The 18,889-nt window shown below is 58.2% G+C and carries 15 protein-coding genes and 1 other RNA gene; 11 read left to right on the forward strand and 5 right to left on the reverse strand.

All coding sequences use genetic code 11. The annotated features are described in order from the left end of the window. Window positions 1–502: 502 nt before the first annotated feature. Window positions 503–2,881, forward strand: coding sequence for a phosphoenolpyruvate synthase (gene ppsA, locus TAN611_RS10645; protein ID WP_105230968.1), 2,379 nt, complete (start codon window positions 503–505; stop codon window positions 2,879–2,881). Between the two features lie 109 nt (window positions 2,882–2,990). Here the strand turns inward: ppsA and rprA are convergent. After that, window positions 2,991–3,100, reverse strand: an RNA gene (gene rprA / locus TAN611_RS10650) — antisense sRNA RprA. Between the two features lie 254 nt (window positions 3,101–3,354). Beyond that, window positions 3,355–4,455 carry an AI-2E family transporter YdiK gene (gene ydiK / locus TAN611_RS10655; RefSeq protein ID WP_105230969.1) on the reverse strand — a complete coding sequence of 367 codons (1,101 nt, stop codon included), beginning with the start codon at window positions 4,453–4,455 and terminating at the stop codon, window positions 3,355–3,357. Between the two features lie 514 nt (window positions 4,456–4,969). On the opposite strand from ydiK, the gene TAN611_RS10660 reads away from it, so the two are divergent. Further along, entirely contained in the window at window positions 4,970–8,026 is a 3,057-nt protein-coding gene (locus TAN611_RS10660; RefSeq protein ID WP_203067685.1) for an FAD-binding and (Fe-S)-binding domain-containing protein, read from the forward strand. Next, window positions 8,023–8,439, forward strand: coding sequence for a 1,4-dihydroxy-2-naphthoyl-CoA hydrolase (gene menI / locus TAN611_RS10665; RefSeq protein ID WP_105230972.1), 417 nt, complete (start codon window positions 8,023–8,025; stop codon window positions 8,437–8,439). Before TAN611_RS10660 ends, menI begins: the two co-directional genes overlap by 4 nt. 43 nt (window positions 8,440–8,482) lie before the next feature. Here the strand turns inward: menI and TAN611_RS10670 are convergent, their stop codons facing one another. Continuing rightward, window positions 8,483–8,887 carry a hypothetical protein gene (locus TAN611_RS10670; RefSeq protein WP_105230973.1) on the reverse strand — a complete coding sequence of 135 codons (405 nt, stop codon included), beginning with the start codon at window positions 8,885–8,887 and terminating at the stop codon, window positions 8,483–8,485. A gap of 577 nt (window positions 8,888–9,464) precedes the next feature. Between TAN611_RS10670 and sufA the strand changes: the two genes are divergently transcribed. The 7 genes from sufA (at window position 9,465) to TAN611_RS10705 (ending at window position 16,377) form a co-directional block, all read left to right on the forward strand. Then, window positions 9,465–9,836, forward strand: coding sequence for a Fe-S cluster assembly scaffold SufA (gene sufA / locus TAN611_RS10675; protein WP_187043166.1), 372 nt, complete (start codon window positions 9,465–9,467; stop codon window positions 9,834–9,836). Window positions 9,837–9,850: 14 nt separating this feature from the next. Then, window positions 9,851–11,356, forward strand: a complete 1,506-nt coding sequence (sufB, locus tag TAN611_RS10680; protein WP_105233311.1) for a Fe-S cluster assembly protein SufB — start codon at window positions 9,851–9,853, stop codon at window positions 11,354–11,356. Window positions 11,357–11,418: 62 nt separating this feature from the next. Next, window positions 11,419–12,165 carry a Fe-S cluster assembly ATPase SufC gene (gene sufC / locus TAN611_RS10685; RefSeq protein ID WP_203067686.1) on the forward strand — a complete coding sequence of 249 codons (747 nt, stop codon included), beginning with the start codon at window positions 11,419–11,421 and terminating at the stop codon, window positions 12,163–12,165. Then, the gene (gene sufD, locus TAN611_RS10690) at window positions 12,140–13,414 is read left to right on the forward strand and encodes a Fe-S cluster assembly protein SufD (protein ID WP_203067687.1); all 1,275 of its coding nucleotides are present in this window, start codon (window positions 12,140–12,142) and stop codon (window positions 13,412–13,414) included. Before sufC ends, sufD begins: the two co-directional genes overlap by 26 nt. After that, window positions 13,411–14,628, forward strand: a complete 1,218-nt coding sequence (gene sufS / locus TAN611_RS10695; RefSeq protein ID WP_105230976.1) for a cysteine desulfurase SufS — start codon at window positions 13,411–13,413, stop codon at window positions 14,626–14,628. The genes sufD and sufS overlap by 4 nt, the downstream gene beginning before the upstream one ends. Before the next feature lie 33 nt (window positions 14,629–14,661). Continuing rightward, entirely contained in the window at window positions 14,662–15,075 is a 414-nt protein-coding gene (gene sufE / locus TAN611_RS10700) for a cysteine desulfuration protein SufE (protein WP_105230977.1), read from the forward strand. 285 nt (window positions 15,076–15,360) lie between these two features. After that, a complete protein-coding gene (locus TAN611_RS10705; protein WP_105230978.1) occupies window positions 15,361–16,377 on the forward strand; it encodes a L,D-transpeptidase family protein in 1,017 nt (338 codons plus the stop codon). Window positions 16,378–16,529: 152 nt separating this feature from the next. Here TAN611_RS10705 and TAN611_RS10710 read toward each other — a convergent pair whose 3' ends face one another. Further along, window positions 16,530–16,766: a major outer membrane lipoprotein gene (locus tag TAN611_RS10710; protein ID WP_015672157.1), complete on the reverse strand. Its 237-nt coding sequence runs from the start codon at window positions 16,764–16,766 to the stop codon at window positions 16,530–16,532. Window positions 16,767–17,073: 307 nt separating this feature from the next. Further along, window positions 17,074–18,486 carry a pyruvate kinase PykF gene (pykF, locus tag TAN611_RS10715; RefSeq protein ID WP_105230979.1) on the reverse strand — a complete coding sequence of 471 codons (1,413 nt, stop codon included), beginning with the start codon at window positions 18,484–18,486 and terminating at the stop codon, window positions 17,074–17,076. A gap of 112 nt (window positions 18,487–18,598) precedes the next feature. Here pykF and TAN611_RS10720 point away from each other — a divergent pair, with 112 nt between their 5' ends. Then, a complete protein-coding gene (locus TAN611_RS10720; RefSeq protein WP_160031228.1) occupies window positions 18,599–18,871 on the forward strand; it encodes a hypothetical protein in 273 nt (90 codons plus the stop codon). Window positions 18,872–18,889: the final 18 nt, after the last annotated feature.

Genomic DNA, 18,889 nt, shown 5'->3' on the forward strand with positions numbered 1-18,889 from the left:
AGACGCTTGCTCAGGGAATGGGCAGAGACGGGGCAAAATAGGAATAATCGGCTGCCATCGTTGCCTGAAACACTTTTTCTTTTTTTATGAAATATCAATTCCGGCGCTGAGGGGGGACTGACGCGGGAAATGGCGCTTTGACGCGCCGGCGGGCGGCTTTTTTCAATTTAAAGTTTAAATATTATGTAATTTATTGAAATAAAAAGCGGTTAGCTAAAAAGGGAACGATACCATCATAAAAGTTTCATTTAGGTAATACTCTTAAAATCCATTTTCTTCATTGGGTTGAACGATTCACCTTTCCATTTCTCATGGATGATTGTGCTAGTCTGATTGCGCTCAAACCAACGAGCAGTTAACGCAATTGAAGTAGGCTGCGCTCAGGCACCAATAAGCGATGAGCAACGCGAATAACCGGCCCGGCATACGCCGGCAGGGTGCTCAGCCGATGCGCAGCCTAAAGTCCGTCTATACCCTACTGATAGCAATAAGGATTGTCTCGATGCCCAACAATGGCCCAGACTTGCGTAATGTGCTTTGGTATAACCAGCTTGGCATGAACGACGTTGACCGCGTTGGCGGCAAGAATGCCTCGCTCGGTGAAATGATCACCAATCTTTCCGATCTGGGCGTGGCCGTGCCAAACGGTTTTGCCACCACCGCACAGGCGTTTAACGATTTCCTGGAACAAAGCGGCGTTAACCAACGCATTTACCAGCTGCTGGATCACACCGACGTTGATGACGTCACGCAGCTGGCGCAGGCCGGCGCGCAGATCCGCCAATGGATTATTGATACGCCGTTCCACCCGGAATTTGAGCGCGAAATCACCCTGGCTTACCAGCAACTGGCCGACGGCGAACCGGAGGCCTCGTTTGCCGTCCGTTCGTCCGCCACCGCTGAAGATATGCCGGACGCCTCGTTTGCCGGCCAGCAGGAAACCTTCCTTAACGTGCAGGGCATCGACGCCGTGATGGTGGCGATTAAACACGTGTTCGCCTCGCTGTTTAATGACCGCGCCATCTCCTACCGCGTGCATCAGGGCTACGATCACCGCGGCGTGGCGCTGTCCGCCGGCGTACAGCGCATGGTGCGTTCGGATCTGGCCTCTTCCGGCGTGATGTTCACCATCGATACCGAATCCGGTTTTGATCAGGTGGTGTTTATTACTTCCGCTTTCGGTCTGGGCGAGATGGTGGTGCAGGGGGCGGTCAACCCGGATGAGTTCTACGTGCACAAACCGACGCTGCAGAACAACAAGCCGGCGATTGTGCGCCGCAACCTCGGTTCGAAGAAAATCCGCATGGTGTACGCGCCGTCGCAGGATCACGGCAAGCAGGTGCAGATTGAAGACGTGCCGGAGGCGCAGCGCAATCGTTTCTCGCTGAGCGACGACGAGGTGCAGGCGCTGGCGCATCAGGCGATGCTGATTGAAAAACATTACGGCCGCCCGATGGATATCGAGTGGGCCAAAGACGGCCATACCGGCAAGCTGCTGATTGTGCAGGCGCGTCCGGAAACCGTGCGCTCCAACGGCCAGGTGATGGAACGCTATCAGCTGAACGGCAGCGGCAACGTGCTGGTGGAAGGGCGCGCGATCGGCCACCGCATCGGCGCCGGCCCGGTGAAAGTGATCCACGATATCAGCGAAATGGATCGCATTCTGCCGGGCGATGTGCTGGTCACCGACATGACCGACCCGGACTGGGAGCCGATCATGAAAAAGGCGGCGGCGATCGTCACCAACCGCGGCGGCCGCACCTGCCACGCGGCGATCATCGCGCGTGAGCTGGGCATCCCGGCGGTGGTAGGCTGCGGCCACGCCACCGACCTGCTGAAAGACGGCCAGAAGGTCACCGTTTCCTGCGCCGAAGGCGACACCGGCTACGTCTATCAGGACGAGCTGGACTTCAGCGTGCAGAGCTCCGAAGTCAACGAACTGCCGTCGCTGCCGCTGAAAATCATGATGAACGTCGGCAACCCGGATCGGGCGTTCGACTTCGCCTGCCTGCCGAACGAAGGCGTCGGCCTGGCGCGTCTGGAGTTTATCATCAACCGCATGATTGGCGTGCACCCGCGCGCGCTGCTGGAATTTGACCAGCAGACGCCGGAACTGCAGGCGGAAATCCGCGGCATGATGCAGGGCTACGACGATCCGGTCGAGTTTTACGTGGGCCGGCTGGTGGAAGGCATCGCGACGCTGGGTGCCGCGTTCTGGCCGAAGCGGGTGATCGTGCGTCTGTCCGACTTCAAATCCAACGAGTACGCCAACCTGGTCGGCGGCGATAAATACGAACCGCACGAGGAGAACCCGATGCTGGGCTTCCGCGGCGCGGGCCGCTATGTTTCCGACAGCTTCCGCGACTGCTTTGCGCTGGAGTGCGAAGCGGTGAAACGCGTACGCAACGTGATGGGGCTGACCAACGTTGAAATCATGGTGCCGTTCGTGCGTACCGTGGCGCAGGCGGAAGCGGTGGTGGCCGAACTGGCGCAGCAGGGGCTGAAGCGCGGTGAAAATGGTCTGAAAGTGATCATGATGTGCGAAATCCCGTCCAACGCCCTGCTGGCGGATCAGTTCCTGGAGCACTTCGACGGTTTCTCCATCGGTTCCAACGATATGACGCAGCTGGCCCTGGGCCTGGACCGCGATTCCGGCGTGGTATCGGAACTGTTTGATGAGCGCAACGAAGCGGTGAAAGCGCTGCTGGCGATGGCGATTCAGGCGGCCAAGCGCCACGGCAAGTATGTCGGCATCTGCGGACAGGGGCCTTCCGACCATGAGGATTTTGCCGAGTGGTTAATGGAGCAGGGCATTGACAGCCTGTCGCTGAACCCGGATACCGTGGTGCAGACCTGGATTAATTTGGCGCAACAAAAATAAGCCGTTTTAATTAAATTAAGATTAATGCCATAGCCGCAACAATGTTGCGGCTATTTTATTTCTGAATGTAACTTGGTGATGAAGGAAAATAAGCGGGGAGAAAAATAGAATAAAAAAAAGCCCATCTAAGAAGACGGGCAAAGACTACACACAGCAATTCATATGTATGGCATTACATTGTTCGGAAACTTGCTTGGCTTCAGCGAGTTAAAGCAAGATATGGCAATAATACTAGGCACTTAGCGCGTTTTAGTCATTAAGAATTGTCCTAATAATTGCAATTTAAACCATTAAATGATTATTTCCCCTCGTATTTACAGAAAATAGAACATGTATCCTTACGGCATGTTTATTAACGCGCCATTTGGCATGACGAAATAGATTTTATATTAATGCGAATTGTCGTGCGGCGGGGAATGCTGTTAATTGTATTGTGTGAACGCGCCTGCCCATTACGGGCAGGCGGGATTAAATTACATCTCTTCCAAATCCTTGGCGACTTCTTCCAGATCGGCGGTCGGCTCCGGTGTTTCATTCATCCAGGCGGTGAGCAGGCGGTAGGAGACGGCCAGCACTACCGGACCGATGAACAGCCCGATCATGCCGAAGGCCAGCAGGCCGCCGATGACGCCGGACAGGATCAGCACCATCGGCAAATCGGCGCCCATGCGGATCAGCACCGGCCGCAGGAAGTTGTCCAGCGTGCCGACCACGCAGCTCCATACCAGCAGCACGGTACCCCAGGTGGTGTCGCCGCTCCAGTAAAGCCAGATAATGGCGGGCACCAGCACCGGTAACGGCCCGAGCTGCGCGACGCAGAAGATGAACATCAGCACCGCCAGCAGCACCGCCGCCGGAATGCCGGCGACCGCCAGTCCGATGCCGCCCAGCACCGACTGCACCAGCGCGGTGACCACCACGCCCAGAGCCACGGCGCGGATCGCCTGGCCGCCCAGTAGCACGGCGGCGTCGCCGCGTTCGGCGCCGAGGCGTACGGCAAAGTGGCGGATGCCCAGCGCCACCTGTTCGCCGCGGGCGTACAGCAGCGCGCTGAACAGCACCATCAGCGAACAGTGCATCAGGAAGCGGCCGATATGCGCCGCCTGCGAGGCGAACCAGGTCGCGGTACGGCCGAAGTAGGGCTGAACCTTGGCGATCAGCGCGCCGCCACCGCTTTGAATCAGCGTATGGTAGCTGTCATACAGTTTGTCGCCGATCATCGGCACCGCGTGCAGCCAGGCCAGATCGGGAATATGCACTTTACCCGGCGTGCTGGCCCAGGCGACCAGCGGCGCGCTGTTGTCCACCACGCTGTTCACCAGCAGCGCAATCGGCATCACGAACAGCAGCACCAGCAGCAGCGTCATCGCCAGCACCGCCAGCGAACGCCGTCCCCAGAGCAGCTTCTGCAGTTTTAGCAGCACCGGCCAGGTGGCGATCACCACCATGCCGGCCCAGGCAAAGCCGAGTATGAAGGGCTGCACCACCCAAAAGCAGGCGATGATCATAATGGCAATAAACAGCACGCCAAAAATTAGCCTTGGTAAATCGTAACGAGGTTGTGGGAGTGTCATGAAGGGCTCTCATCCTATGGTTTGCAGTACCCGCCCGCCAGCGATTGGCGGGGGATAAATTCCGTTGTTCCCGTTAATCATGATGCATTTTGGCTAAATTTCACAGTGTGACAGGTAATTAATACTGATGGATGGGTGCGAGCGCGCCGGCGGATACGGTTTGTCCTGCCCGCGTTATTTTTGCCAAGGAGAAGACGTTGAACCTACAGGAAGCATGGACTTGGCACGGCAGCCGTTTGCTTAAAGGTGGCCCGCTCCGCTTGTTTTTCCCCGGTATCCATTTCAATATGTCGTTTATACCCGGCATACTTCAAGTTGCAGGCGTGTTGGCTGCGCTCAGTCACCCGAATCACTTACCTGAGTAAGCTCATCGGAGTTTTTCACTTGCCGCCTTCCTACAACTTGAATTATTTAGGGTATATAGCGATAACAAAAATTTAGGGCAGGCCTGCGACGGGCCTGATTCAGCGTTTATCAGCGCATCAAAATGAGACGGACAGGGTCTACAAAAGCAATGATCCCACAAATAGCTCAGGCGCCCGGGTTGGTTCAGCGGGTGCTGGATTTTTTGGAAGCGTTAAAGCACAACGGATTCAACGGCGATATCGCCACCAGCTATGCCGATCGCCTGACGATGGCGACCGATAACAGCATTTACCAACTGCTGCCGGAGGCGGTGCTGTTTCCGCGCTCCACCGCCGATGTGGCGCTGATTGCGCGGCTGGCCGGCGAGGAACGTTTCAATACGCTGACTTTCAGCCCGCGCGGCGGCGGCACCGGCACCAACGGCCAGTCGCTCAACAGCGGTATCGTGGTGGATATGTCGCGCCATATGAACCGCATTCTGGACATCAATCTGGAGCAGGGCTGGGTGCGGGTCGAGGCCGGGGTCATCAAAGATCAGCTCAATCAGTACCTGAAGCCGTTCGGCTACTTCTTTTCACCGGAACTCTCCACCAGCAACCGCGCCACGCTGGGCGGCATGATCAATACCGACGCCTCCGGGCAGGGCTCGCTGGTGTATGGCAAAACCTCCGATCACGTACTGGGTCTGCGCGCGGTGCTGCTGGGCGGCGATATGATCGACACCCGCGCCATGCCGACGGCGCTGGCGGAAACGATTGCCCAGGAAGAAACCGCCGAAGGGCGCATTTACCACACCGTGCTGAACCGCTGCCGCGACCAGCGCGCGCTGATTCTGGAAAAATTCCCTCAGCTCAACCGCTTCCTGACCGGCTATGATTTGCGCCACGTGCTGAGCGACGATCTGCAGACCTTCGATCTGACGCGCATTCTGACCGGCGCCGAAGGCACGCTGGCGTTTATCACCGAAGCGCGGCTGGACATTACACCGCTGCCCAAGGTGCGCCGGCTGGTGAACGTCAAGTACGATTCGTTTGATTCGGCGTTGCGCAACGCGCCGTTTATGGTGGAGGCCAAGGCGCTGTCGGTGGAGACCATCGACTCCAAGGTGCTGAATCTGGCGCGGGAAGATATTGTCTGGCATTCGGTCAGCGAGCTGATCGCCGACGTGCCGGATAAAGAGATGCTGGGGCTGAATATCGTCGAGTTTGCCGGCGATGATGAAGCGTTGATTGAACAGCAGCTGGACGACTTGTGCCAGCGTCTGGACTCGCTGATGGCGGAGCGGCAGGCCGGCGTGATTGGCTACCAGGTGTGCGGCGATCTGGCCGGCATCGAGCGGATCTACGGTATGCGTAAAAAGGCGGTCGGGCTGTTGGGCAACGCCAAAGGGCAGGCCAAGCCGATCCCGTTCGCGGAAGATACCTGCGTGCCGCCGCAGCACCTGGCGGACTATATCGCCGAGTTCCGCCAGTTGCTCGACGGACACAACCTGAGCTACGGCATGTTCGGCCACGTTGACGCCGGGGTGCTGCATGTGCGTCCGGCGCTGGATATGTGCGATCCGCAGCAGGAGATGCTGATGAAGCAGATCTCCGACGACGTGGTGGCGCTCACCGCCAAATACGGCGGCCTGCTGTGGGGCGAGCACGGCAAGGGCTTCCGCGCCGAATACAGCCCGGCGTTCTTCGGTGAGACGCTGTATGACGAGCTGCGCCGCATCAAGGCGGCGTTCGACCCGGACAATCGCCTTAACCCCGGCAAAATCTGCCCGCCGCTCGGCGTCGATGCGCCGATGATGAAGGTGGACGCGGTAAAACGCGGCACGCTGGATCGCCGCATTCCGATCGCCGTACGTAGTTCCTTCCGCGGCGCCATGGAGTGCAACGGCAACGGCCTGTGCTTCAATTTTGACGCGCGCAGCCCGATGTGTCCGTCGATGAAAATCACCGGCAGCCGCATTCATTCGCCGAAAGGGCGCGCCGCGCTGGTGCGCGAATGGCTGCGCCTGCTCAGCGAGCAGGGCGTCGACCCGCTGCAGCTGGAGCAACAGCTGCCGCAGCAGCGTATGAGCTTCCGTAATCTGATCGAAAAAACGCGCAACAGCTGGTACGCCGATAAAGGCGAGTACGACTTCTCGCATGAGGTGAAAGAAGCGATGTCCGGCTGCCTGGCCTGTAAGGCCTGTTCTACCCAATGCCCGATCAAGATTGACGTGCCGGGATTCCGCTCGCGTTTCCTGCAGCTGTACCACACGCGCTATCTGCGTCCCGCCAGTGACTACGTGGTGGCCGGCGTGGAGAGCTATGCGCCGCTGATGGCCAAGGCGCCGAAGGTGTTCAACTTCTTCCTGAAGCAGCCGTGGCTGCGCGATCTGAACCGCAACGCCATCGGCATGGTCGATGTGCCGCTGCTCTCCAGCCCGACGCTGCGTCAGCAGCTGTCCGGCCATCAGGCGATCAATATGACGCTTGAACAGCTGGAGGCGCTGCCGCATGCCGCGCGCGAGCAGTATGTGCTGATCGTGCAGGATCCGTTCACCAGCTACTACGACGCCGTGGTGGTGGCGGACTTTGTCCGGCTGGTGGAAAAACTCGGCTACCGGCCGGTGCTGCTGCCGTTCTCACCAAACGGCAAGGCGCAGCATGTGAAGGGCTTCCTGACGCGCTTTGCCAAAACGGCGCGCAAGACCGCCGATTTCCTTAACCGCGTCGCCCGGCTGGGGATGCCGATGGTCGGGGTCGATCCGGCCTTGGTGCTGTGCTACCGCGATGAATACCAGGAGATCCTCGGCGAGACGCGCGGCGATTTCCGCGTACAGCTGGTGCATGAATGGCTGCAGGCGTTGCTGGCGGAGCGGGCAGAACAGCCGGCCACCGGCGAAGCCTGGTATCTGTTCGGCCACTGTACCGAAACCACCGCGCTGCCGGCCAGCAGCCAGCAGTGGGCGTCGATCTTCGCCCGCTTCGGCGCCAAACTGGAAAGCGTCAGCGTAGGCTGCTGCGGCATGGCCGGCACCTATGGTCATGAAAGCAAGAACCTGCAAAATTCGCTCGGGATTTATGAGTTATCATGGCATCAGGCGCTGCGGCGGTTGCCGCGTCAACGTTGCCTGGCCACCGGCTATTCCTGCCGCAGCCAGGTCAAACGGATTGAGGGCAACGGCGTGCGGCATCCATTACAGGCGCTGCTGGAGATGATTGCGTGAAGCTGTGGAAACGAGAGACAACGCTGGAACAGTTAAACCGTTCCGGAGAGGGCTGCATGGTGGGGCATGTGGGGATTGAATTTACCCAAATCGGCGACGATTTTCTGGAAGCCACCATGCCGGTAGACTCGCGCACCACGCAGCCTTTTGGCTTGCTGCACGGCGGCGCGTCGGTGGTGCTGGCGGAGTCGATGGGGTCGATGGCCGGCTACCTGTGCACCACCGGCGACCAGCAGGTGGTGGGGGTGGAGATCAACGCCAACCATCTGAGGCCGGCGTTTGACGGCCGGGTGCGCGGCGTCTGCCGGGCGCTGCACGCCGGACGGCGCAATCAGGTCTGGCAGATCGAGATTTTCGACAAGCGGGATAAGCTGTGCTGCATCTCCCGCCTGACCACGGCGGTGATTGAGTAACACACTGAGGCCCGGCGTCCGCGCCGGGCCTTATTCTTTGCCCTTACAGCTGAAAGGGCACGCGTTTGACGAAGTCCTTTTGATAGGCGTTAGCCTTTTCCCAGGTTCCCTCCATGGCGTATTTCTGACAGATCAGCGTCAGGGTGTGGCGCGCAAAATGGTAGCTCTGTACCCGAAACAGCTGACAGCGCTGCGGATTGTTGATCTCGACGATCAGCCGGTTATGCAGCTTGCTGAGGGCGTGCAGATAGCTGTCGTCATCGCCGTTCTCCAGGCACAGATTGGCCATATTCAGGCAGACGCCGTTGTAACGCTTCAGGTGGTCGACGTTGCACGTCGGCCGCTTGAGCGCCGCCTCCGCCATATAGAAATCCACCGTGGCGTCGCGGATACTGAATTTGTACTCATCAATCTTGCCCAGCAGCCATGCATTCATCGAAATGTTCATTCGCCTACGCCTGATAAAGTAAATGATAATCATTATCATATTTGCAGCCGCTGCGGCGATCAATCATCACGGCGAAATTTTTTTTCCTGATCCGGTATTCAAGCTGCAGCGATCCATTTGCCCGCTAACGACTAAACTTTAACCTATAAGGAAAATTCACCGCCGGTGTGACGGCGGCGAGGTTTTAGCGCGCAAGGGCATTTTTAAACCAGACAGCATGGCAGAAATAGGTATTTTCTATGAATGTTTAAGCAACGACGAATTGGCACGGCCGGCAGCAATACGGGACAGGGCGGTTCGCGGATAAAATGCAAGTAAAAGCATTAAAATTCAGTCTGGTAGGAAATGCTGGCCGTCGGTACGCGGCCATCGCCGCGCCGGGTGTCCGCGCAGCTTGCCGGTCGGAAGATGGAAAATCGGGCCGCGGGGGCGATACCCCTGCAAAATCAACGGTTGAAGTGATAATCATTATCACTAACATGGCTGGCAGATATCCCGCGCAGCGTGCGCGCGTCGCGTGTAACACGACGGGAAGAGGATGATGCGTCTCGTCAGAGACCAGTATGAGGTAGGTCATATGCAAACAGAAAATGTCGGCACTTTTTCGCTGGATGAGCAGGCCTGGCAGGGGATTTCGCTCAGCGACAGCGCCGTGCAGCAAATCATTAAACTGATGCAGCAGGACCCGCAGGTAAAAGGGCTGCAGCTGAGTGTGAAACAGTCCGGCTGCGCCGGCTTCGGCTACGTGCTGGATCTGACCCGCGAGCCGGCCGACGACGATCTGCTGTTTGAGCGCGACGGCGCCAGGCTGTATGTGCCGTTAAAAGCGATGCCGTTTATCGACGGCACCACGGTGGATTTCGTCCGCGAAGGGCTGAATCAGATATTTAAGTTCAATAACCCTAAAGCTCAGCACGCCTGCGGGTGCGGCGAGAGCTTTGGCGTTTGAGTGATGTGATCGCCATGACACGAAGCAATGTAAATGTAGAAGTTCCTGATAATGTGCAGGCCTGGGTCAGCGAGGGACGCTATAAAGAAGGCTTCTTTACCCAGCTGCAGACCGATGAGCTCGCCAAAGGCATTAACGAAGAGGTGGTGCGGGCGATCTCGGCCAAGCGCAACGAGCCTGAGTGGATGCTGGAATTCCGCCTCGAGGCTTACCGCGCGTGGCTGCAGATGGAAGAGCCGCACTGGCTGAAGGCCAATTATGACAAGCTGAACTATCAGGATTACAGCTATTACTCGGCGCCGTCCTGCGGCAGCTGCGACGACGCCTGCGGCTCTCAGCCGGGGGCCGAGCAGCAGACGGGCGCCGCGCTGAATGAGAACGGCTACCTGACCAGCGAAGTGGAGCAGGCGTTCGAACAGCTGGGCGTACCGGTACGCGAGGGCAGCGAAGTGGCGGTGGACGCCATTTTCGACTCGGTGTCCGTTGCCACTACTTACCGTGAGAAACTGGCGGAAAGCGGGGTGATTTTCTGCTCGTTCGGCGAAGCGATTCAGGAGCACCCGGAGCTGGTGCGCCAGTATCTCGGCCGGGTGGTGCCGTCCAACGATAACTTCTTTGCGGCGCTGAACGCCGCGGTGGCTTCTGACGGCACCTTCGTCTATGTGCCGAAGGGCGTTCGCTGTCCGATGGAGCTGTCCACCTATTTCCGCATCAACGCGGCGAAAACCGGCCAGTTCGAACGCACCATCCTGATTGCCGATGAGGGCAGCTACGTCAGTTATATTGAAGGCTGCTCCGCGCCGGTGCGCGACAGTTACCAGCTGCACGCGGCGGTGGTGGAAGTGATCCTGCATAAAGACGCCGAGGTGAAATACTCGACGGTGCAGAACTGGTTCGCCGGCGGGGAAAGTAAAGGCGGCATCCTGAACTTCGTCACCAAGCGCGCGCTGTGTGAAGGGGCGAACTCGAAAATGTCCTGGACCCAGTCGGAAACCGGTTCGGCGATCACCTGGAAATACCCCAGCGTGATCCTGCAGGGGGACAATTCGATCGGCGAATTCTTCTCGGTGGCGCTGACCAGCGGCCATCAGCAGGCGGATACCGGCACCAAGATGATCCATATCGGCAAAAACACCAAGTCGACCATTATTGCCAAGGGCATCTCCGCCGGCCACAGCGAGAATACCTACCGCGGACTGGTGAAGATCCTGCCGGGGGCGGAAAACGCGCGTAACTTTACCCAGTGCGATTCGATGCTGATCGGCCCGGACAGCGGGGCGCACACCTTCCCGTACGTCGAGGCGCGCAATAACAGCGCGCAGCTGGAACACGAGGCCACCACCTCAAAAATCGGCGATGACCAGCTGTTCTACTGTCTGCAGCGCGGTATCAGCGAAGATGACGCCATCTCGATGATCGTCAACGGTTTCTGTAAGGACGTTTTCTCCGAACTGCCGCTGGAATTCGCGGTGGAAGCGCAAAAGCTGCTGGCCATCAGCCTGGAGCACAGCGTCGGTTAACCCTGCCGGTTTGGCGGCAGCGACAAGATTTTTGGCGTGACAACGCCACCTGAGGATACAGCATGTTAAGTATTAAAGATTTACGCGTCAGCGCGGAAGACAATGAGATCCTGAAAGGACTGAGTCTGGAGATTAAACCGGGCGAAGTGCATGCCATCATGGGGCCGAACGGCTCCGGCAAGAGCACGTTGTCCGCGACGCTGGCCGGGCGTGAAGAATATGAAGTGAGCGGCGGCAGCGTAACGTTTAAGGGCAAGGAGCTGCTGGAGCTGGACCCGGAAGATCGCGCCGGCGAAGGGGTCTTTCTGGCCTTCCAGTATCCGGTGGAGATCCCCGGCGTCAGCAACCATTTCTTCCTGCAGACCTCGGTCAACGCGGTGCGTAAATACCGCTGTCAGGAGGCGCTGGACCGTTTCGACTTCGCCGATTTTATCGAAGAGAAGATCGCGCTGCTGGATATGCCGGCCGACCTGCTGACCCGTTCGGTCAACGTCGGCTTCTCCGGCGGTGAGAAAAAGCGTAACGATATTCTGCAGATGGCGGCGCTGGAGCCGGACTTGTGCATTCTGGATGAAACTGATTCCGGGCTGGACATCGATGCGCTGAAGATCGTCGCCAACGGCGTGAACTCGCTGCGTGACGGCAAGCGCGCCTTTATTATCGTCACCCACTATCAGCGTATTCTGGATTACATCAAACCAGATTACGTCCACGTACTTTCCCAGGGGCGCATCGTTAAATCCGGTGATTTCTCTCTGGTGAAACAGTTGGAGGAGCAGGGCTATGGCTGGCTTGCCGACCAACAGTAATTCACGCGCGCTGCAACAGCTCTACAGCCTGTTCGAGGCGCAGGGCGGCGAGCACTCCCCGCATGCGCTGGCGAACTGGCAGCAGGCGCTGCGGCTGGGCTGGCCGACGCGCAAACATGAGAACTGGAAATACACGCCGCTGGACGGCCTGCTGGAGCATCAGTTCCATGCGCCGCAGCCGGCGGCAGTCAGTGCCGAGCGCTGCGCTGAGCTGGCGTTGCCCCTCGATGCCTACCGGCTGGTATTTGTCGATGGCCGTTACCGCGCCGATCTGAGCGACGCCGATCTCGGCGATTACCAGCTGGAAATGGCAGGGTATCAGCTGCCGGAGCCGATTCAGCCGGAGATCTTCCTGCACCTGACCGAGAGCCTGGCGTTGGAAAGCAGCCTGATTCGCCTGCCTGCCGGCAAAGTCGCCGCTCGTCCGCTTTACCTGCTGCATATCAGCAGCGGGCGCAGCGGCGCCAGCGAAATTAACAGCGTGCACCACCGCCATCATCTGGAGGTGGCGGCCGGTGCGCAGGCGGAGGTGATTGAGCATTACGTCAGCCTGAACGAGCACGCGCACTTTACCGGCGCGCGCCTGACCGCGACGGTGGGCGACAACGCCCAGCTGCATCACTGCAAGCTGGCGTTTGAGAATCAGCCGAGTTATCACTTTGCTCATAACGATCTGAAGATTGGCCGCGACGCGCGGGTGAAAAGCGACAGCTTCCTGCTGGGGGCCGGTCTGACTCGCCATAACACCAGCGCACAGCTGAATGGCGAAGGCGCCAATCTGCAGCTCAACAGCCTGGTGCTGCCGGTAGGGAAAGAAATTTGCGATACCCGCAGCTATCTGGAGCACAACAAGGGGTATTGTGAAAGCCGCCAACTGCATAAAACCGTGGTCAGCGACCGCGCCAGAGCGGTGTTTAACGGCATGATCAAAGTGGCGCAGCACGCCATCAAGACCGACGGCCAGATGACCAACCACAACCTGCTGCTGGGCAAGGTGGCGGAAGTGGACACCAAGCCGCAGCTGGAAATTTACGCCGATGACGTCAAGTGCAGCCACGGCGCCACCGTTGGCCGCATTGACGAAGAGCAGTTGTTCTACCTGCAGTCGCGCGGTATCGCCAAGCATGATGCGCAGCAGATGATCATCTTCGCCTTTGCCGCGGAACTGACCGAAGGCATCGGCAATGACGTAATTCGCGAGCGGGTGCTGGCGCATATCGCACAGCGTCTGCCGCGGGAGGCCGTATGAGTTATCCGATCGAACAGGTGCGCCGGGACTTTCCGCTGCTGACGCGTGAGGTCAACGGCCAGCCACTGGCCTACCTCGACAGCGCCGCCAGCGCGCAAAAACCGCAGGCGGTGATTGAGCGCGAGATGGAATTTTACCGCCATGGCTACGCCGCGGTGCACCGCGGCATTCACAGCCTGAGCGCGGAGGCGACGCAGCAAATGGAGGCGGTGCGTGAACAGGCGGCGCGCTTTATCAACGCCGCATCGGCGGAAGAGATCGTGTTCGTCAAAGGCACCACCGAAGGCATCAATCTGGTGGCCAACAGCTACGGCAGCCTGCTGCAGCCGGGCGACAGCGTCATCATCACCGAGATGGAGCACCACGCCAATATTGTGCCGTGGCAGATGCTGGCGCAGGCGCGCGGCGTGACGCTGCGCGTCTGGCCGCTGCAGCCGGACGGCACGCTGGATGTGGCTGATTTGCCCGGCCTTATCGATGACCGCACCCGGCTGCTGGCGATTACCCAGGTCTCCAACGTGCTGGGCACCGTCAACCCGCTGCAGGAAATTATCACTCAGGCGCACGCCGCCGGGGTGAAGGTGCTGGTGGACGGCGCGCAGGCGGTGATGCATCAGCAGGTGGACGTACAGGCGCTGGACTGCGATTTTTATGTGTTCTCCGGCCATAAGCTGTATGGGCCGTCCGGCATAGGTATTCTGTATGGCAAAGCCGCGTTGCTGCAGCAGATGCCGCCGTGGGAAGGGGGCGGCTCGATGATTCAGCAGGTCAGCCTGACGCAGGGCACCACCTATGCCGAAGCGCCGTGGCGCTTTGAGGCCGGCTCGCCCAATACCGCCGGCATCATGGGGCTGGGCGCGGCGCTGAACTATGTGTCGCAGCTGGGGCTGGCGCAGATACAGCAGTATGAGCAGGCGCTGATGCAGTATGCGCAGGAGGCGCTGCAGCAGGTGCCGCAGCTGCGCATCTACGGGCCGGCGCAGCGCGCCGGGGTGATCGCCTTTAACCTGGGCGATCACCATGCCTATGACGTCGGCAGTTTCCTGGACCAGTACGGCATCGCCATCCGCACCGGTCACCACTGCGCGATGCCGCTGATGGCGTTTTATCAGGTGCCGAGCATGTGCCGCGCTTCGCTGGCGATGTACAATACCCGCGAGGAGGTGGATCGGCTGGTGGCCGGTCTGCAGAGAATTCAGCGACTGCTGGGCTAAGCGCCCGGCGGTGGAACAACGATAGGAAGCCTGATGGCCAACTTGCCGGACAAAGATAAACTGGCGCGTAATTTTTCACGCTGCCTGAATTGGGAAGAGAAATACCTATATGTGATCGAGCTGGGCGGCCGTCTGCCGCCGCTGGCGGAGGAGGCGCACAGCCCGGAGAACCTGATTTCGGGCTGCCAGAGCCAGGTGTGGATCCTGATGCGAAAAAACGCGCAGGGCCAGGTCGAGTTCAGCGGCGACAGCGACGCCGCGATTGTCAAAGGGCTGCTGACCGTGGTGTTTATTGTCTATCGTGACCTGACGCCGCAGCAGATCGCCCTGCTGGACGTCCGTCCTTTCTTTGCCGATCTGGCGCTCAGCCAGCATCTGACGCCGTCGCGTTCACAGGGGCTGGAGGCGATGATCCGCGCCATCCGGCAAAAAGCCGCGCAGCTGTAATCATTTTCCCGCCCGTAATACCGGCTCATTGATTATGTCAATGAGCCTTTACAAAACGCCGTCGAGCGATGCCGCTAACGCCAAATCAATGTTTTTTCAACCGCTTAGTTGTTGACGTTACCTTGACAATTCCTGCAGGAAGCTAGTTTATAACACTTTGATTTTTAGGCGAGTTATTGCCTTTACACCCAACGTTGCTAGTATTAAACAGGTTATTGTCTGATTTACCCGTGAACAGGCGACAGCTAGCCTTGTGGCCGAACCGTACTGAAAATAGGGAAGAGCATGAAACGTGCGTTGACTTTAATGGGCGTACTATTCGCCTCCGTGTTGGCCGGCAGTCAGGCCGCTAATGCGACCGAATATCCATTGCCGCCGGCGAACAGCCGTCTGATCGGCGAGAATACCACCTACACCGTACCGGATGCCGGCCTTTCGCTGGAGGCGATTGCCGCCAAATACCAGATTGGCCTGCTGGGCATGCTGGAGGCCAACCCCGGCACCGATCCTTACCTGCCGAAGCCGGGCAAAGTGCTGACCATTCCGACGCAGATGCTGCTGCCGGATACCAAGCGCGAGGGCATTGTGGTCAATCTGGCGGAGCTGCGTCTGTATTATTACCCGAAAGGCGAAGACAAGGTGATCGTCTACCCGATCGGCATCGGTCAGACCGGGATGCACACGCCGCTGAAAGTTACCTCGGTCAGCCAGAAGATCCCTAACCCGACCTGGACGCCGACCGCCAATATCCGCAAACGTTATGCGGCGAAAGGCGAGACGCTGCCGGCGGTGGTGCCGGCCGGTCCGAATAACCCGATGGGGCTGTTCGCCATGCGCCTGTCGATGGGGCATGGGGAGTATCTGATCCACGGCACCAACGCCAACTTCGGCATCGGCATGCGCGTCAGCTCCGGCTGTATCCGCCTGCGCCCTGACGATATCGAAGCGCTGTTCAACAGCGTGCCGAAGGGCACCCGCGTGCAGATTATCAACGAGCCGGTGAAGGTATCGGTTGAGCCGGACGGCAAACGCTATGCGGAAGTGCATCAGCCGCTGTCGAAAGTTGAAAGCGACGATCCGCAGACCATGCCGATTTCGCTCTCTAAGTCGCAGCAGAAGTTTGCCGATAGCGCAGAAACGGATAAGTCGGTGTTTGACAGCGCCATAACGCGCCGCTCCGGCATGCCGGTGCTGGTCAGCGTCGGGCAGAACCCTGCAGACGTCCCTCTGCCGTCGGTACAGCTGTTTGGCGGCAGTAAGCAGGCCGAGACACAGGCAGCGCCGATCAGCCAGGCACAGTAGCGCACAGCGCGCGTAAGCGGTATCAAGCTCAGCCAGGCGCTGGGCTTTTTTTATGGCGTCGTGGGGTAGGTTCAGAAAGGGCGGTTTGACACGGCGGACAGACATAAAAAAACGGCGCACAGGGTGCGCCGTTTTTAATTACCGAAACTCTCTTACTTTTTGTAAGAATGAGCTTGGTTGTCCAGACGCTGGTTAGCACGTGCTGCGTCGTCTTTAGCTGCTTGAACGTCGGAACGGATAGAGTTCACGTCGTTGCTCAGTTGATCAACTTTAGCGTTCAGAGTCTGAACGTCAGAAGACAGTTGATCGATTTTAGCGTTGCTAGAGCAACCAGCCAGCAGAGTAGAACCCAGGATTACAGCGCCCAGTACCAGTTTAGTACGATTCATTATAACACCCTCTAGATTGAGTTAATCTCCATGTAGCGTTACAAGTATTACACAAACTTTTTTCGAAAGAGAATAAATTTTTTGCGTTGGAGGGCTTTATTTTGATCGTTCGCTCAAACTTGCATCTTGTTTTACGCAATAGTTAAAAAAGTGAAGCAAAACAGCCGGATTCCATCAGACTGCTCCTATTCATTATTCACTTAATAATAGCGAGCCTGCTATTGCGTTTTCGGAAATATCGTTTACCCGAGCAAAAAAAACGCCGCAAAGCGGCGTTTTGTCGATCAGATTTTTGTCACTTTTTAAATTACAGCACGTGAACGGAGGCGGTATTGGTGGTGCCGCTTGGCACCAGCGCGCCGGAAACCATCACCACGATATCGCCTTTCTGCGCCAGGCCGCTGGCCAGCGCCGCTTCCTTACCAATGCGGTAGAAGTCGTCGGTAGAGGCGATTTCTTTGACCATCTGCGGGATGACGCCTTTGCTCAGCGCCAGCTGGTGGCAGGTGACTTCATTGGTGGTCAGCGCCAGGATGTTGGCGTCCGGGAAGTACTTGCGCACGGATTTGGCTGACTTGCCGCCGCTGGTGGCGACCACGATCAGCGGTGCGGCCAGTTTCTCGGCGGTTTCCACCGCGCCGCGGCACACTGCTTCGGTGATGCGCAGTTTGCGGGTGTCGTTCAGGCTGTCGATACGGCTAGGCATCACTTTATCGGTGCGCTCGCAGATGGTCGCCATGATGCTGACCGCTTCCAGCGGGTATTTGCCCTTGGCGCTCTCGCCGGACAGCATAACGGCGTCGGTGCCGTCCAGAATAGCGTTGGCGACGTCGCCGGCTTCCGCACGGGTAGGGCGCGGGTTCTTGATCATCGAGTCAAGCATCTGGGTGGCGGTGATCACCACTTTGCGTGCGCGATTACATTTTTCAATCATCATCTTCTGGGCGAAGATCACTTCTTCCACCGGGATTTCCACGCCCAGATCGCCGCGGGCGACCATGATGCCGTCAGAGGCTTCGAGGATTTCGTCGAAGTTGTTCAGGCCTTCCTGGTTTTCGATCTTGGAGATGATCTGGATCTGCTCGCCGCCGTGGGCTTTCAGGTGCTCACGGATTTCCAGCACGTCAGAACGCTTACGGATAAAGGAGGCGGCTACGAAGTCCACGCCTTGTTCGCAGCCGAAGATCAGGTCGCGCTTGTCTTTTTCCGCCAGCGCCGGCAGTTGGATGGAGACGCCCGGCAGGTTAACGCCTTTGTTTTCACCCAGGTCGCCGTTGTTCAGCACCTTGCACACGACTTCGCTTTCGCTGATATCGGTCACTTCCATGCCGATCAGGCCGTCGTCAACCAGCACGGTGTTGCCGATTTTCAGATCGTCGGCGAAGCCAGGGTAGGTTACGGCGACGCGTTCGTTGTTGCCGATAACGCTTTGATCGGTGGTGAAGGTGAAGGTCTGGCCGGCGACCAGCGCCGCGTCTTTACCGCCTTCCAGCTTCATGGTACGGATTTCCGGGCCTTTGGTGTCCAGCAGGATGCCGGCGGTGGTGCCGGTTTTGGCCATGACCGCACGCATGTTTTTGATGCGGTTGCCGTGCTCTTCATAGTCGCCGTGCGAGAAATTCAGGCGCATTACGTTCATGCCGGCGTTCAGCAGTTGGGTCAACATCTCTTCCGATTCGGTTTTTGGACCGATGGTGCAAACAATTTTGGTCTTTTTCATGACGATTTTTTCTACAAGTTGTGATGGATTATAAAACGAATAAAACCGACGGTCAGACCGCCGGTATGGAATTTGAGTCGAACCTGATAGGGCAAATCATAGTTAAGAATAGGTGACCGTGGTTGAAATGGGGCGGAAAAATTCAGCCCGCGCCGGCGTGCGGGGATACGGCGAAAACGATTGGAAAATAGGATTGTTGTTATTGCGTTTTCACAGATCAAGGGCTGAAACCATTCAACTGAAAGACGCGCGCATTATAAGGCCATCAGGGTGGGAAGCAAAACAAAAAACCGATGGCTGGCGCAGGTTTAGTCAAAAAGAGAGCAAATGTGGCGCAAATATGCGTCCGTGCGGCGAGTTTGTTGCGCAAATTACTGCAGTGTAAATAAAACGTCGCAGCCGT

The organism is Serratia sp. Tan611, from assembly GCF_905188235.1.
GTDB classification, from domain to species: domain Bacteria; phylum Pseudomonadota; class Gammaproteobacteria; order Enterobacterales; family Enterobacteriaceae; genus Serratia_B; species Serratia_B rhizosphaerae.

Coding starts and splice junctions, on each gene's coding strand:
- ppsA (WP_105230968.1), top strand. CDS start 503: ATGCCCAACAATGGCCCAGACTTGCGTAATGTGCTTTGGTATAACCAG.
- ydiK (WP_105230969.1), bottom strand. CDS start 4,455: ATGACACTCCCACAACCTCGTTACGATTTACCAAGGCTAATTTTTGGC.
- TAN611_RS10660 (WP_203067685.1), top strand. CDS start 4,970: ATGATCCCACAAATAGCTCAGGCGCCCGGGTTGGTTCAGCGGGTGCTG.
- TAN611_RS10670 (WP_105230973.1), bottom strand. CDS start 8,887: ATGAACATTTCGATGAATGCATGGCTGCTGGGCAAGATTGATGAGTAC.
- sufA (WP_187043166.1), top strand. CDS start 9,465: ATGCAAACAGAAAATGTCGGCACTTTTTCGCTGGATGAGCAGGCCTGG.
- sufB (WP_105233311.1), top strand. CDS start 9,851: ATGACACGAAGCAATGTAAATGTAGAAGTTCCTGATAATGTGCAGGCC.
- sufC (WP_203067686.1), top strand. CDS start 11,419: ATGTTAAGTATTAAAGATTTACGCGTCAGCGCGGAAGACAATGAGATC.
- sufD (WP_203067687.1), top strand. CDS start 12,140: ATGGCTGGCTTGCCGACCAACAGTAATTCACGCGCGCTGCAACAGCTC.
- sufS (WP_105230976.1), top strand. CDS start 13,411: ATGAGTTATCCGATCGAACAGGTGCGCCGGGACTTTCCGCTGCTGACG.
- sufE (WP_105230977.1), top strand. CDS start 14,662: ATGGCCAACTTGCCGGACAAAGATAAACTGGCGCGTAATTTTTCACGC.
- TAN611_RS10705 (WP_105230978.1), top strand. CDS start 15,361: ATGAAACGTGCGTTGACTTTAATGGGCGTACTATTCGCCTCCGTGTTG.
- TAN611_RS10710 (WP_015672157.1), bottom strand. CDS start 16,766: ATGAATCGTACTAAACTGGTACTGGGCGCTGTAATCCTGGGTTCTACT.
- pykF (WP_105230979.1), bottom strand. CDS start 18,486: ATGAAAAAGACCAAAATTGTTTGCACCATCGGTCCAAAAACCGAATCG.